The sequence below is a fragment of the Novispirillum itersonii genome (assembly GCF_014205675.1).
In the GTDB taxonomy this organism is placed as follows: Bacteria; Pseudomonadota; Alphaproteobacteria; order Rhodospirillales; family Rhodospirillaceae; genus Novispirillum; species Novispirillum itersonii_A.
In genome coordinates, this window is sequence record NZ_JACIIX010000002.1 from 234,539 (window position 1) to 248,786 (window position 14,248).

The following is a 14,248-nucleotide window of genomic DNA, read 5'->3' on the forward strand; positions in this document are numbered from 1 at the left end:
GTCGCGCAGTCAGCCTGCCCGTGTCAGGCGCAGCCATGCCGGAGGGCGGGTTGCCGTCTGCTGTTGCAGGGCCTCGGCATCGGCGCTGAACTCATCCGGAGCCAGACGGGCGGCCAGCGCCATCAGGGGAATCGCCCCCCGGCGGTCCCATTGCCCTTGGAACCCTTTGACCCCGGCGGCGGCCCGTTCCCGGTCAAACGGCACGGTGGTGGCGGCAAATTCTTCATGCGTCCGCTCCCCGCGAACATAGGGCAGAAGCCAGTGCAGGGCCATCCGCAGGCTGCCACTGCTGGGTTGGGTCCGGTTGAGCCAGATGTCTCCATGGGCCCGGGATGACAGGCAGGCCATGCACAGGGGATGCAGGGCATAGACGACATAATGCAGGGCGTCGCGCTGCCGGAAGTCGATCACTTCGCCATCCGCCGCAATCGCCCGGGCCAGATGCCGGTCCCGTAATGCGGGCAGGGCGGCGATCCGCTCCCGGCTGCCGGTGCCATAAGCGGCCAGCGTTGCCAGCTTCAGGCGATGGGCGTTCCAGTTGTTGCGGTCGCTGTCGCGGAGGGGGCGCTGGGTGCTGTCCTGCTGGGCCTGTCGGTAACCATCGGCAATCCGTGCCAGAAACTCTGAGAACTGCGGCAGCGGATGAAGTGGGCGGATCAGGTCCGCCGCCAGCATCAGGTCATCCAGACCTTCCTCATCAATCGGGTTGAAGCTGGGCTGATACACCTCGGCCCAGCTTTCCAGCAGGGCCACCGTCGCCTGAAGGTGATGACCGTTGCCGCCGATGGCGGCCGCCAGCCCCAGCGTCAGGGCGGCGGACCACTGCGTTTTCGCCTGAACGCCTGCGTCATAGGCCGGTTGTCCGGCATAGCCATGTTCGGTATGGACGAGCCGGGAAGGGGCCGGAGGGATTTGGGCCAGCCGGTCGGCCTGCGTCAGCACGGAGCGGGCGTCTGCTGTGGACAGGCCACGCAGAGCCCGCGTTGCGTCAGGGGACAACAGGGAAAAAGGCAGGTCGCCGGGAGCGGCAGGGGATTCCGGGCGGCACCCGGCCAGAGCCGTGGCGGCGGCAAGCCCCAGCAGGAGCCTGCGCCGGGTCAGGCCCGGAGCAGAGAGGTTACAGGGCATTCCGCAGCATCAGTTCCCGCGGGTGCGGGGACAGAAAGGTCTGGTCCGCCAGATAACTGACATTGAACTTGCGGACGTAATGCCGGATCAGGGTCAGCGGCACCAGCAACGGCACCAGTCCGTTCCGGTATTCGGTGATGGTGTCGGCCAGCTCCTGCCGGTCCGCGCTGTCGAGGTCGCGCCGGAAATATCCGGCCATGTGGTTCAGCACATTGGTCATCCGGCCCGGTGTCGCCAGCTTGGTCAGGGCGGCCATGTACTGGCTGCGGTAGCTGGCGGCAAGGGCGGTGCGGTCCTGCCCCTTGGCGGTGGCGACCAGCTGGCCGAGGGCGCGGTAGGCCTCCGGGCTGTGGGCCATCAGCGCCAGTTTTTCCCGGCTGTGGAAGGCGACCAGATCGCCGGTCCGCCAGTCAGCGCGGAACAGGTCCGTCACCCGGCGATAGGCGAACAGCCGTTCCACGAAGTTTTCCCGCAGCCGGGGATCATTCAGGCGGCCATCCTCTTCCATCGGCAGGTCCGGGAACGCGGCACGGATTCCGGCGGCAAACAGCCCGGATCCGGTCCGTTCCGGCGGGTGGCCGGGGCGGGGGTCGTAAATCCGCACCCGGAACAGGCCACAGCTGGGGCTGTCTTTCTTGAAGACGTAGCCACAGAGATCTTCCCCGGCAAGCAGGTGGGCGGTGCTGTCGGCAAAGGCGGTCATCGCCCCGGTGTGGTCGGTGGCGGTGCGGGTGCCCAGCAGGCGGATGGCGCCATCGTGCCGTTCCAGATGGATGGTTTCCCGGGGCGTTCCCAGGCCGATCCCCATCTCCGGGCAGACCGGAACGTAGCGGACATGCGGGCCGAGGCGGTCACAGAGGAAGCTGTCCCGCTTGTGGCCCCGGTCCCAGCGGACGTTCTGCCCGAGCAGGCAGGAAGACACTCCGACGGCCAGCGGGTGGGGGGCTTCAGGGGGCAGGGCGGCCATGGCGGGATCATTTGCAGTCATCTTTATATCCGCACAGGGGAATATAGATAAAATTTCTATTTGTCAGACAAATTTACAATAAAAAGGCATGGCCGGAAAGGAAGCCCTGTGGCACTCTGCCTGTTGGGCAGACAAGGAAGAGCACGGGGATTTGTATGCCTGAGTCTTCTCATATTCTCGTTGTTGAAGATACAAAATTCTTCTCTAATATCATCTGCAAAGCCGTCGCGGAGCGGGTTGGCGGCACCGCCGTGCCTGCCATGTCGCTGGCGGAAACCAAGGCGGCGGTCGCGGCCAGCGAAAAGCCGTTCATGCTGGCGCTGGTTGATCTGGTGCTGCCGGATGCCGAAAACGGCGAGGCGGTGCAGTGGCTGCTCAGCCAGTCCATTCCCTGTGTTGTCTTTACCGGCATTTATTCCGAGACCATGCGCGAGCAGCTGTTCGAGCAGGATATTATTGACTATGTGGTCAAGGATTCCGTCGCCAGCATCGATTACATGATGGATCTGGTGAAGCGGATCGAACGGAACCGCTCTACTACGGTGCTGGTGGTGGATGATTCCTCCACCGTGCGCAAATACGTCGGGGATCTGCTGCGCAGTTACCGCTTTCAGGTGCTGGAGGCGGTGGATGGCCGTGATGGTCTGCGGGTGCTGAGGGAAAATCCACAGGTCCGGCTGGTGATCACCGATTACCATATGCCGCAGATGGACGGCGTGGATATGGTGCGCGAGATGCGCCGCAGCCATGGCCGCGACCGGCTGGCGATCATCGGATTGTCCTCCGGCGGCGACAGCGCCCTGTCGGCCAAGTTCATCAAGTACGGGGCCAACGATTTCATCAACCGTCCGTTTCTGCGCGAAGAGTTCTTCTGCCGCATCACCCAGAACATGCGGGTGCTGGATATGGTCGATACCCTGACGGAGATGGCAACCAAGGATGCCCTGACCGGAATCCATAACCGCCGCTTTTTCTTCGAAGCCGGGCATACCCTGTATGCCAGCGCGGCGCGGGACCGCCTGACCCTGACCGTGGCGATGGTTGATGTCGATTTCTTCAAGCGGGTGAACGATACCTACGGCCACGATGCCGGGGATACGGTGCTGAAAGCGGTGGCGGCGGAACTGCGGGCCTCCTGCCGCCAGACCGATCTGGTGGCGCGGCTGGGCGGGGAGGAATTCGCCATTGCCGCCGTCAACATGGGGCAGGACGATATTGAGCCGTTCTTCAACCGCCTGCGGCAGGGATTGCAGGATATGGTGGTCGAACACGACGGGGTGCGGATCCCCATCACCGCCAGCTTCGGGGTGTTCTCCGGGCTGTGCGACAGTCTGGAAGAAATGTTGCGTCAGGCCGACATCGGCCTGTATGCCGCCAAGGAAAACGGCCGTAACCGGGTTGAGCTGGTTACGGCCGCGTCCACAGAGCCAGAGCGGGTCTCAGAACTCGAGGTCGTCTAACCCCAGCTCGGTCCGCAGGCTGGTCAGGCCACCCCGGTAGGCATAGGCGGCATAGCCGCGCTGCTGCATATGTTCCGCCATCACCGCCGACAGCACGCCCCGGTGACAGTACAGGATGTAAGTCCCATCCTTCGGGACCTCCTTATACAGCCGCTTCAGGTCTTCCACGGTGTAATGCAGGGCGCCGGGGGCGTGCCAGTGGCGGTAGAACTCCGGTGGCTGGCAGTCGATCAGCCGGGCGTCTTCCGGCAGGCTGTCGGCCCACAGGTAGGGGGTGCGCAGATCGGCGGCGGTGACGGTGTTGACATCAATGACCTTGCGGTCCCGGACCGCAGCGTCCACCAAAGCCGGATCCATCCCGACCTCGCCCTGAGCCACCCGCTCCACGGTGCTGGTGGTGGCCGGTTTGGTCGGGGTGATGCCGCAGTATTCGGGAACGTGTTCCGAAATGGGGGCGGTGCCGATGTACCGCGCCTGCGTCATGATGTCTTTCTTGTCCATGCCGATCAGCGGGCGCAGCACCGGCAGGCTGGCGGCGGCATCAATGGTGACCAGATTGGCCAGAGTCTGGGACGAAACCTGCCCCAGCGCCTCGCCGGTGACAATCGCCCCGGCGTGGATATCGGCAGCGACGCCTTCCGCCACCCGGTACATCAGGCGCTTCAGGGTGATCTGCCAGTAAGACTGCTTCTGATGGGTCCGGATATCGGCCAGCAGCGGCTGAAAATCCACCACATGAAAGCGCGGTTGCAAGCCGCCGCCCCACAGGGTGCACAGCACCTTCACCGCCTGAAGCACCATGCGTTCCGCCGAGGCCCCGGCCAGATTGCACAGCACGAAGTCCATCCGGGCCCCGCGCCGCATCATCTGCCACGAGGCGACCATGGAATCAAAGCCGCCGGACACCAGCGACACCACCTTGCCCTGAGTGCCCGCCGGCAGGCCGCCGGCCCCCTCAACCCGGTCGCAGAACAGGTAGGTGCCTTCCTCGGTGATATCGACGCGGACCAGAACCTCCGGGTGATCGAGATCGACGGTGGCTCCGGTCAGATCCTTCAGCATGCCGCCGCCGATGTACTGCACCTCGCGGGTGGAAATCACCCGGGGGCCGATGCGCTTGGCCAGCACGGCGAAGCGTTTGCCGCGGATGGCGTCGGCATACAGGCTGACCATGGCGGAGGTGATTGCCTCCATGGTGTTGTCCACCTGCGCATCAATCACCGAGAAGCTGCCGAGGCCGAACACTTTCGGCAGCAGGTCGCGGGTGCGGGCCCGCATCGCCTTCGGCACATCCAGCATCATGCGGCCATGGTAATGGCGCATGGTGTGCTCCACCCCTTCCCGGGTCAGGATGGTGCGCAGGTTGCGGCGCAGGGTTTCCTGAAACTGGCGGCGGACCTGCTGCGACTTCAGCAGGATTTCCGGCGACAGGCGCAGCAGAAAGCGGGTGGTCTCGGCGGGCAGGGCGATGGAAGACGGGGCGGAAGGCATCGCGGTCAGGGTCCGGTCTGGGCGGCACGCGGTGATGCGGCGTGCGGGGCTGAGGGGGCTGGGCCGCGCGGGGCGGATCGTGCTCCCTGCGGATGCCCGGGCGGCAGATGCGAAAAACCCCGGCTTGTGGGCCGGGGTTTTTGCTTTGGCTGGGGGACCTGGATTCGAACCAAGACTAGCAGAGTCAGAGTCAGCTGTTCTACCGTTAAACTATCCCCCATCAGGGTTCGCTACTTTGCTGTTTCCCTTCGACTTTTTGGTTTCGGCCTTGACCGTTTCCGCTTCGTCGTCGTTCGCTGCATCGTCGCGAGGCCGGTCTTATAGCGTGACTTTTCAGACCTGAAAAGACCTTTTTTCAAAAAAGATGAACTTTTTTTGAGAGGGGGATTTCAGGGGCCGGTTCTCTGCGGTTTTCCACGGTTTTGGGGCCGGGCCGGATCTGAGTGTTCTGTTACGGTCTCAGGCGGTGGTCGGGGCTTCCGTCGCGCTCTTGGAAAGGATACGATGAGTCCCTAGTTTATAAGGTCCGTGGCTCAGGCTGTTCTTCCCGGGGGCCGGGCTGCGGACAAGGGGCACCGGAAAATCCGGGAGCCCGCCGGAGATAAAGTCTGTGACGACAGAAACGGAGTAAAGGTGCAGGTGCAGGGAACACAGCGAGGCAAAGGGCGCTCCGGGTCCTCCCGGTCCGGGGCCGGAAAGACAGTTGACGGTAAATCCACCGTTGGCCTGCGGCCGGGTGCCTGCGGGGATGTCTATGCCGCTGTTGATCTTGGCACCAACAACTGCCGTATGCTGATTGCCCATCCGGACTCCGAAGGCTTCCGGGTCATTGATTCCTTTTCCCGCATCACCCGTCTGGGGGAGGGGCTGGCCGTTACCGGCAGCCTGTCGTCCACGGCGCAGACCCGTACCATTGATGCGCTGAAGCGTTGCGCCGATAAAATGGACCGCCGTGGGGTGACCGTGTCGCGCAACGTTGCGACCGAGGCCTGCCGCCGGGCGGTCAACGGTCCGGAATTCATCGTCCGTGCCCGCGAAGAAACCGGGATCTCGCTGGAATGTATCAGCGCTGATGAGGAAGCCCGGCTGGCGCTGGCGGGCTGTGCCAGCCTGCTGACCCGTGACCAGCCCTATGCGCTGGTGTTTGATATCGGCGGCGGATCGACCGAACTGCTGTGGGTCAAGCTGACCGATTCCCCTTATCCCTGTATCGAAGGCTTCGCCACCCTGCCGCTGGGCGTGGTGACTGTGGCCGAGGCCTGCGGTGGCGGCGATCTGTGCAGCCGCACCTATAAGGCGGTGATGGATCACGTTGCCTGCTGTCTGCGCCCGTTTGAGGAACGTCACCGGATCGGGGAATTCATCGCCCGGGGCGAGGCGCAGATGCTGGGCACCTCCGGCACCTGTACCACGCTGGGCGGCCTGCACCTTGGCCTCGGGCGCTACGACCGGTCGGCGGTGGATGGCATCTGTATCGAGTTTACGGATATCGCCCGCCTGACCAGATCTCTGGCGGCGATGAGTCACCGGCAGCGGGTGGAATCGCCCTGTATCGGCCCGCAGCGGGCTGATCTGGTGCTGGCGGGCTGTGCCATTCTGGATGCCATCTGTGCCTTGTGGCCGATGGGGCGGCTGACGGTGGCCGACCGGGGCTTGCGCGAAGGCATGCTTTTAGGGCTTATGGGCGATACCGACCTGCAAGGGCGGTCGCCCACCGTGTCGCGGCGTCCGTTCACGCCGGTTTTTCCCTCTTCACAACTGATCGCGATCTGAAGTTCATGGCGCAGAAGCCTACCCGTCCCGGCGCGTCCCGTCCGGGGTCCCGTTCCACAGGCCGCAGCGGCGGTGCTCCCGGTGGGGAGTCCAGCGCGCTGCCGACCGTGCGGATGAAGTCCGTTCACGTTAAATCGGCGAAGGGGCGGAAGCTGTCTTCCACCCTGTGGCTCCAGCGCCAGCTGAACGACCCCTATGTGGCCGAGGCCAAGGCCCGTGGTTATAAGTCGCGGGCGGCCTTCAAGCTGATTGAGCTGGACGAGAAGTTTGAATTCCTGAAGCCCGGCATCCGGGTGGTCGATCTGGGGGCCGCCCCCGGCGGCTGGACCCAGATTGCCGTGGACCGCACCAAGGCCGGTCAGCCCGGCGGCGGCACCGTGGTCGGGATTGATATTCTGGAATGGGGTCCGATTCCGGGGGCGCACTGCATTACCCTCGACTTTCTCGATCCCAAGGCCCCGGATCTGCTGAAGGATGCGCTGGGCGGCCGGGCTGATGTGGTGATGTCCGACATGGCGGCACCGACCACCGGCCACCCGCAGACCGACCACCTGCGCATCATCGCCCTGCTGGAAGTGGCGTGGGCCTTCGCCGAGGAAGTGCTGGCCCCCGGCGGCACCTTCATCTGCAAGGTGTTCAACGGTGGCGCGATCAACGAGCTGCTGACCGAGATCAAGAAGCGCTGCCCGTCGGTCAAGCACGTCAAGCCGCTGTCCAGCCGCAAGGAAAGCCCGGAGCTGTATCTGGTGGCGCAGGGGTTCCGCGCTGAATCCTGATCCGGTGGAACCGTCCTGACGGATAAACAGAAACGGCGCATCCGCACGGTGCGCCGTTTTTCGTGGCCGGGGAGAGCTGCGGTGGTCAGTCAGACAGCAGGCGCTCGCGGGCTTCATTTAGTTTGGCCGCCATCCAGTCCGATCCGCCCTTGTCCGGGTGGACCTGCCCCATCAGGCGGCGGTAGGCAGCCTGGACCTCGTCGGCTGTTGCCGTCTCCGGCAGACCCAGGACCCGCAGGGCCTCCGAGCGGTCCATGGTGCCGGGGCGCGGCGGCGACGGGGCCTGTCGCGTCTCTGTCTGTGCCTGCGGTTTCGGGCGGGGGCGCAGCATATCGCGGATGGTCCGTCCGGCCTGCCACATTTGCAGGCCGCGCATCACCCATGGGGCCATCGCCATCAGGGTGGCAAAGGCCAGCCCCAGCCGTCCGGTCAGGGCCAGAACGGCGACCAGCACCAGCAGCAGCGGGATCAGCCCGCCGCCAAGACGGCGCTTCAGGCTGCCGGAAGGCGACCGCATCAGCCAGTTGCCGACAAACATGATCCCGAAGATCAGGGCGGCCCCGGCCAGCAGGGAGAGGATCATCGCTCCGGTCCGGTCAGGCGGCGCCGGTCAGCTTGGCGTGCGCCTTGCCGATGGCGTCCAGCAGGGCGCGCAGCTCCTGCTTGGCGGCGACGTGGGACATGTTCATTTCCAGCTCCACCCCATCCTTGTTCAGATCGAGCAGGGTCAGGCCGGTCAGGAACAGTTCGCGGAAGATCACCCGTTCCCCCAGACCCTGAATGTGGACAAACCGCAGCCGGTCTGACAGTTCCGCCACCAGCCGTTCCATGTCCTGCTTGTTGCGGGCGGCCAGATGCGACAGGCGGTTGCGCAGCACCACCCAGGCAATCTGCCCGCCGTCGCGGACAGCGCGGCGCTTTTTCACCTCGAACACCATGGCGGCATAGTGGCTGTAACCTTTGATCTGCATGGTATCGGGGTCAACCCGGGCCAGCACGTCAAGGTCGATGAAGCTGTCGTTCAGGGGGGTGATCAGGGTATCGGCAAAGGAATGCCCGGCCCGCGACAGATAGGTGTCCGACCCCGGGGTGTCGATGACGATGGTGTCACAGCGGGTCTGAAGATCGCGGATGATCCCGCGCAGGATCTCCTCATCCCGGGGCTGATCGCCGGACGGCAGCAGGGGATAATGCTCCGGCATCGGCAGGGTGATGCCGTGCTTCTCGGCATAGGTTTTGCGGTTTTCGATATAGCGGGTCAGGGTGGCCTGCCGGGCGTCGAGGTCGATGGTCCCCACCCGGAGGCCGCCGCGCAGCAGGCTGACAATCAGATGCATGGAGACAGTGGACTTGCCGGATCCGCCTTTCTCGTTGCCGACGACGATCACATGCGCGGTGTTTTGACTCATCGGGACGGTTCCTGCCCTGTTATACCCAGTTTCTGTGGGGCGCTCCGCAGCCGGGGGCGTTCTGCCCCCGCGTTATGCCACGGTGCCCTTATGCCACAGCCTCCGCCCGCAACCAAACGGCAGTGTCATGAAACACTGCTCCCCCATTCGGCGGCGCCGGTTCAGCCGATACCAGTGTATTGATACCATTCCCATCGGCAAAGTCATCATTTGGCCATATACCTTCAACGACAACGGTTTGCCGTTGCAGGCCATCGAAGGCGCGGACCGCCACCACCACACTGCCGCGGCGGTTGCCGATCCGCACCCGGCCACCGTCGGTCAGGCCCAGATCCGCACAGACATCCGGGTGGATCAGGGCGGTCGGCTGGCGTTCCTGCTTCCGGCTGGTCGGGGTTTCGCTGAAGGTGGTGTTCAGGAAATTGCGCGACGGGGCGGCCACCAGCCGGAACGGATGATCGGCATCGGGCATGTCGATGATCGGCACAAAGTCCGGCAGTTTCGGCAATTGTGCATGCAGCGGGCCGTAGTTTTCCCACTGCGGGGCGAAATGGAATTTGCCGTCCGCATGCGGGAACCCGGAGCGGAACCGGGCCTCGTCGCCACTGCGGCCCCGGAATTCCCACCGCTTTTCGATCAGTTCGTCACCGCCGGACAGGCCGACGCTGCGGGCCATATGGTCCACATGGTCCCACGCACTCAGGGCGAAACCGGGGTGGTCGGCCCCCAGTCGGGCCGCCAGCGCACAGATCACTTCGTGATTGGACCGGCATTCCCCCGGGGCCGCCATCACCGGGCGGTGCGCCTGTAGGAACGGATGGCCCCCGGCAGCATAGATGTCGTCATGTTCCAGAAACATGGTGGCGGGCAGGACGATATCCGCGTAGCGGGCGGTTTCGGTCATGAACTGCTCATGCACGCACAGGAACAGGTCTTCCCGGGCCAGACCCTGCCGCACCAGCGCGGTGTGTGGGGCGACGGCGGCGGGGTTGGTGTTCTGCACGATCATCGCCATCACCGGCGGGCCATCGCCCAGATCGCGGCGGTCGCCGGTCAGGACCGGGCCGATCCGGCTCATATCCAGCACCCGCACCGACGGATCCACGGCATCAAGGCCCTGCACCAGCGTCCGGTCTACGCCGAAATCCCCGGACAGGGAATACTGGGCCCCGCCGCCGGGATGGTCCCACGCCCCGGTGACGGAGGGCAGGCAGGCGGCGGCATGCATGCTGACCGCGCCCAGCCGGTTGCGGGTGAAGCCGTAGCCCAGCCGCAGGAAGCTGCGTCTGGTGCTGCCGTACAGGGTGGCGAAGGCTTCAATCTGTTCCGCCGGGATGCCGGTGATGGCGGCGGCCCACTCCGGGGTCCGGGTTTGCAGGTGGGCTTCCAGCTCCGCCGGAACATCGGTGTGGCGGGCCATCCACGCCCGGTCGGCATGGCCGTCGCGGAACAGCACATGCATCACCGCACAGGCCAGTGCCGCATCGGTGCCCGGCATCGGCATCAGATGCAGGTCCGCCTTCTCGGCGGTGGCGGTGCGGTAGGGGTCCACCACCACCAACCTGGCATTCCGGCCTTTTTTGGCCTTCTGCACCCAGTTCATCACGTGGACCTGCGTGTGGACCGCGTTGGCCCCCCAGATGACGATCAGGTCAGAGTCCGCCATCTCCCGGGGGTCAGTGCCGGTGCCCTTGCCGACGGCGGCGGCCCAGCCGGGGCTGCTGGTGCCGACACAGATGGTGGAGTGCTGGCGGGAATAGCGCAGGCTGTGGCGCAGGCGTTCAATGCCATCGCGCTGCACCAGCCCCATGGTTCCGGCATAGAAGTACGGCCAGACCGCTTCGCTGCCGTGCTCCTCGGTGGCCTTGCGGAAGGCGGCGGCGACGGTATCCAGTGCCTCGTCCCACGAAATCGGGGTGAACTCACCGCTGCCCTTGCGGCCGGTCCGCTTCAGCGGGGTCATCAGTCGCCCGGGGTGATGGACCCGTTCCTCGTAACGCGCCACCTTGGCGCAGATCACGCCGTCGGTATAAGGCTGCGGCGCCCCGCGCAGGCGTCCGACCCGGTCTGGGGCGACCAGATCGACATCCAGCGCACAGACGCTGGGGCAGTCATGCGGGCAGACGGAGTGCCGGGTGGCGTAGAGCGGAGACTTCGACATGCTGGGGAGAGTCCGGGCAGGGAAGGGGCGGGGGACATAACTCCTAACCCGCCGCACCGGTCCCGGCAAGCAGGACCGAATTCTGCATTGCCGGGTACTGGCCAGACAGGCTACAACAAAAGGGGGAGCGGTTGACCGCCAGCATGCAAACATGGGCGTAAACCGCTGGATGGGGCGATGAGTCTGTCTGACGTGTAAGACCGATAGGTTAAAGTCATGCCTGATGCATCGGAACGGAGCGCGATGCTGTTCTCCTCGGAGACAGAGCGCCTGAATATTCTGCGGTTTCTGCAAATCCTGCATGCGAAGACCGATGATCTGAATGATCTGTCGCGCTGGAGCCGGGGTGGCCTGATGGGACGGCCGGGGGGCAGCCGCTACGCCGACTTCACCCGCTGCCGCGATGTTGCGGCGGAATGCTGGGCGTTTTCGATCGTGATCGAGCGGCGGATTGATCTGTACCACGGCCCCGGGCGGGACGGGCTGCAAACCCAGTTCGACCGGTTGACGGTGACGATCTGGTCCGTCCTGATGGAAACATCCCTGCGCTTTCTGGAGGCTTTGGCGGGAGAACCGCATCTGCCGTTGGGATCGCGGGAGATTTTTGTCCGCGAAATCAAAACCCTGTATGATTCCCGCAAATTTCTGGAAGACCCGCGCTTCACCGGTCTGGTTGACGGTGCCACCCATCGCCGTCAGGATCAGGCGGCGCGTATTCTGGAAGCGATTGTCGAGCGGGCCCCGGCCCTGCTTGAGTTTTCTCCAGCCTGACCGGGACGGTTCCCGCCGGGCAAGCGGCAGGGATGGAACCGATGGATCAGGTGGATGTGGTGGTGATCGGGGCCGGGGTTGTCGGTCTGGCTGTCGCGGCGATGCTGGCGCAGGCCGGGCGGGAGGTGGTGATCGTCGAGGCCGGTCCGGCGATCGGCACCGCCACCAGTGCCCGCAATTCCGAAGTGATTCATGCCGGGATCTATTATCCCGCAGGCAGCCTGAAGGCCCGGCTGTGTGTTGAGGGCCGGGCGGCCCTGTATGGCTGGTGTGCCGCCCGTGGTGTCACCGCCCGCAAGGTCGGCAAGCTGATCGTGGCCACCGACGCGGCGGAGGCGGAGGCGCTGGAGGCCCTGCGCCAGAAGGCCGCAGCCAACGGGGTGGCGCTGGAGCCGTTGACCGGGGCGCAGGCGATGGCGCTGGAACCGGCCCTGTCCTGCGTGGCGGCGTTGCGGTCACCGGAAACCGGAATTATTGACAGTCATGGTCTGATGCTCAGTTACCTCGGGGTGGCGGAGGAGCACGGGGCGATGCTGGCGCTGAACACCCCGGTGCTGTCCGGGGCGGCGGAGGACGGCGGGATCCGTCTGTGCTGCGGCGGGGCGGAGCCGATGACCCTGAAGGCCCGCACCGTGATCAACTGTGCCGGTCTGTGGGCGCAGCACGTGTCCCGCTCCATTGACGGGGTGAACCCGGCGTCGGTTCCGCCGCTGTCCCTCGCCAAAGGCAATTATTTTGATCTGACCACCGCCCCGCCGTTCCGTACGCTGGTCTATCCGGTGCCGGTCAACGGCGGGCTGGGGGTGCATTACACCGTCGATCTGGGCGGGCGCGGACGGTTTGGCCCGGATGTGGAATGGCTGGACCATGCGGATCCGGACGCCATCGACTATCAGGTGCAGCCGCAGCGGGGGGATGTGTTCTATGCGGCGGTCCGCCGGTACTGGCCGGGGTTGCCGGATGGGGCACTGGCTGCCGGCTATGCCGGGGTGCGGCCAAAACCGCATCCGGCCCGGGCGGCGGCGGAAGATTTCATCCTCCACTCCCCGTCACAGACCGGCGTAGACGGACTGTTTACCCTTTACGGCATAGAGTCGCCGGGATTAACGGCTTCCCTCGCACTGGGGCGTCTGGTGGCGGAAAACGTGGCGGCAGGCTGAAGACAAGCAATGAGGGTCAAGGTGGGCAAACGGGCACAGACGGGGAAAACAGGCTGGATGACCGCCCGGCGCGGAGGCCTGGCGGCGCTGATGGCTGTCATGCTGTCTGGCCCGGCACTGGCGCAGCAGCCTGCCCCGCGCGGGCCGGGGGCGGATCCCCTGCGCGGCAGCGCGGCGGCCCCGCTGGAAGTCCCCGATTACCGCAACGCCCTGCGCCAGACCGTCACCGCGCTGGGGGAATTTGCCCGCCACAAGAACCAGTATTTTTCCATCGTCTCCCGGGGCGGCCTCGGTCTGGTCGTCAAAGGGGAATACGAGGTCAAGCTGGAGGAGCTGAAGCGCCTGCGCACCCCGGATGGTCTGGCGGTTCCGGTGGAACCGGCGGGCACTGTCATGCGCCAGTATGCCAAGCTGATCGACGGCGTGATTCTGGACGGCCAGTTCTGTGTTGAAATCCCGACCGCCTCCGCCGCTTTTGTGCAGATGCTGCGCCAGACCGGCCTGACCATGCTGTCGGCGGATCATTGCGGCTCGGTGCAGACCCTGCCGGATGCCTACCGGGCCGCCCGGCGTCAGGGGATCATCCCGCATCTGGATGCCGGGCGGGGGCCGCTTCAGGACCTGTCTGCCGCCGTGCCGCTGAACGAGAGTTCCGAGAATGTGGTGACGCTGGCCGATGCCCGCAACTTCCTGCTGCTGGACAGCAACAGCGGCTATCCCAGCAAAAAGCACTGGCTGGACGCCCTGCAGGGCACCAACTTTGATATCCTCGCCATTGATCCGTTCTACCGGGATGTGGAACCGCTGACCCCGCAGGAAGTGCGGGCCCTGAAGTTCAAAAAGCTGGGGGCGCGGCGGCTGGTGCTGGCGCGGATGGATGTCACCCACGCCTTTGACACCAAATATTACTGGAAGAGTGACTGGCGGGCCGGATCGCCGCGCTGGCTGGAACTGCCGATTCTGTCGCAGCCGGGGGCGTTTGAGGTGCAGTACTGGAACACCGAGTGGCAGGCGATTCTGGGCAAGACCTTTGCCGGGATCATGGATCTGGGCTTTGACGGCGTGGTGCTGGAAGGGCTGGATGTCTACAAGTCCCGCGAAGCCGGGGCTCCGATCAAATAGGGCGTGTCAGTCAGTCTTTCCGGGATCCCG

The 14,248-nt window shown here is 65.1% G+C and carries 12 protein-coding genes and 1 tRNA gene; 6 read left to right on the forward strand and 7 right to left on the reverse strand.

The window, feature by feature from the left end; all coding sequences use genetic code 11:
- Window positions 1-9: 9 nt before the first annotated feature.
- Both FHS48_RS04285 and FHS48_RS04290 read right to left on the reverse strand, forming a co-directional pair.
- Window positions 10-1,128: an alginate lyase family protein gene (locus FHS48_RS04285; protein ID WP_184261757.1), complete on the reverse strand. Its 1,119-nt coding sequence runs from the start codon at window positions 1,126-1,128 to the stop codon at window positions 10-12.
- Complete coding sequence (locus FHS48_RS04290; RefSeq protein WP_260402332.1) at window positions 1,118-2,116, reverse strand: YbgA family protein; 999 nt, start codon at window positions 2,114-2,116, stop codon at window positions 1,118-1,120. Before FHS48_RS04290 ends, FHS48_RS04285 begins: the two co-directional genes overlap by 11 nt.
- Before the next feature lie 134 nt (window positions 2,117-2,250).
- On the opposite strand from FHS48_RS04290, the gene FHS48_RS04295 reads away from it, so the two are divergent.
- Window positions 2,251-3,555, forward strand: coding sequence for a diguanylate cyclase (locus tag FHS48_RS04295; RefSeq protein ID WP_184261759.1), 1,305 nt, complete (start codon window positions 2,251-2,253; stop codon window positions 3,553-3,555).
- Here FHS48_RS04295 and thiI read toward each other — a convergent pair.
- Both thiI and FHS48_RS04305 read right to left on the reverse strand, forming a co-directional pair.
- Window positions 3,535-5,046, reverse strand: a complete 1,512-nt coding sequence (thiI, locus tag FHS48_RS04300) for a tRNA uracil 4-sulfurtransferase ThiI (protein WP_184261761.1) — start codon at window positions 5,044-5,046, stop codon at window positions 3,535-3,537. The two genes, FHS48_RS04295 and thiI, sit on opposite strands and share 21 nt — an antisense overlap.
- Window positions 5,047-5,192: 146 nt before the next feature.
- Window positions 5,193-5,266, reverse strand: a tRNA-Gln gene (locus FHS48_RS04305).
- Window positions 5,267-5,685: 419 nt separating this feature from the next.
- Between FHS48_RS04305 and FHS48_RS04310 the strand changes: the two genes are divergently transcribed.
- Window positions 5,686-6,819, forward strand: coding sequence for a Ppx/GppA phosphatase family protein (locus FHS48_RS04310; RefSeq protein WP_184261763.1), 1,134 nt, complete (start codon window positions 5,686-5,688; stop codon window positions 6,817-6,819).
- Between the two features lie 5 nt (window positions 6,820-6,824).
- Window positions 6,825-7,595, forward strand: a complete 771-nt coding sequence (locus tag FHS48_RS04315; protein ID WP_416046498.1) for an RlmE family RNA methyltransferase — start codon at window positions 6,825-6,827, stop codon at window positions 7,593-7,595.
- 85 nt (window positions 7,596-7,680) lie between these two features.
- On the opposite strand, the gene FHS48_RS04320 is transcribed toward FHS48_RS04315, so the two are convergent.
- The 3 genes from FHS48_RS04320 to FHS48_RS04330 form a co-directional block, all read right to left on the reverse strand.
- The gene (locus FHS48_RS04320) at window positions 7,681-8,178 is read right to left on the reverse strand and encodes a DnaJ domain-containing protein (protein ID WP_184261765.1); all 498 of its coding nucleotides are present in this window, start codon (window positions 8,176-8,178) and stop codon (window positions 7,681-7,683) included.
- Between the two features lie 13 nt (window positions 8,179-8,191).
- Entirely contained in the window at window positions 8,192-9,004 is an 813-nt protein-coding gene (locus FHS48_RS04325) for a division plane positioning ATPase MipZ (protein WP_184261767.1), read from the reverse strand.
- Between the two features lie 88 nt (window positions 9,005-9,092).
- Window positions 9,093-11,165 carry a molybdopterin-dependent oxidoreductase gene (locus FHS48_RS04330; protein ID WP_184261769.1) on the reverse strand — a complete coding sequence of 691 codons (2,073 nt, stop codon included), beginning with the start codon at window positions 11,163-11,165 and terminating at the stop codon, window positions 9,093-9,095.
- A gap of 216 nt (window positions 11,166-11,381) precedes the next feature.
- Here FHS48_RS04330 and FHS48_RS04335 point away from each other — a divergent pair, with 216 nt between their 5' ends.
- The 3 genes from FHS48_RS04335 to FHS48_RS04345 are packed head-to-tail and all read left to right on the forward strand — an operon-like array spanning window position 11,382 to window position 14,218.
- Window positions 11,382-11,936: a hypothetical protein gene (locus FHS48_RS04335; protein ID WP_184261771.1), complete on the forward strand. Its 555-nt coding sequence runs from the start codon at window positions 11,382-11,384 to the stop codon at window positions 11,934-11,936.
- A gap of 41 nt (window positions 11,937-11,977) precedes the next feature.
- Window positions 11,978-13,096, forward strand: coding sequence for an NAD(P)/FAD-dependent oxidoreductase (locus FHS48_RS04340; RefSeq protein WP_184261773.1), 1,119 nt, complete (start codon window positions 11,978-11,980; stop codon window positions 13,094-13,096).
- 57 nt (window positions 13,097-13,153) lie between these two features.
- Entirely contained in the window at window positions 13,154-14,218 is a 1,065-nt protein-coding gene (locus FHS48_RS04345; protein WP_184261774.1) for a hypothetical protein, read from the forward strand.
- Window positions 14,219-14,248 lie beyond the last annotated feature (30 nt).